Origin of the sequence: Saccharopolyspora rectivirgula DSM 43747 (genome assembly GCF_000497205.1) — a bacterium.
Classification (GTDB): Bacteria; Actinomycetota; Actinomycetes; order Mycobacteriales; family Pseudonocardiaceae; genus Saccharopolyspora; species Saccharopolyspora rectivirgula.
Genome location: NZ_AYJW01000153.1, coordinates 1 through 408, shown reverse-complemented (window position 1 = coordinate 408; position 408 = coordinate 1). Strand labels below are relative to the sequence as shown.

Genomic DNA, 408 nt, shown 5'->3' with positions numbered 1-408 from the left:
TGTTCAGCGTGGTGAACCCGTCGGTCGGGGTAGTCGGCGTAGCGGCGCGGCATGCCCTCGTTGCCCAGCCAGTGCTGCACCAGGAACGTGGTGTGGAACCCGATGAAGGTCAGCCAGAAGTGCAGCTTGCCCAGCCGCTCGTCCATCATCCGGCCGGTCATCTTCGGGAACCAGAAGTACACCCCGGCGAAAACGGCGAACACGATGGTGCCGAACAGCACGTAGTGGAAGTGCGCCACCACGAAGTACGTGTCGTGGACGTGGAAGTCCAGCGGCGGGGAAGCCAGGATGATCCCGGTCAGGCCGCCCAGCAGGAAGGTCACCAGGAAGCCGAAGCTGAACAGCATCGGCGACTCGAAGGTGATCTGGCCCTTCCACATGGTGCCGATCCAGTTGAAGAACTTGATC

The 408-nt window shown here is 62.3% G+C and carries 1 pseudogene; it reads right to left on the bottom strand.

Annotated features, from left to right (window positions below):
- A pseudogene (locus tag SREC43747_RS0119335) lies at positions 1-408 on the bottom strand (cbb3-type cytochrome c oxidase subunit I); the annotation flags it as partial.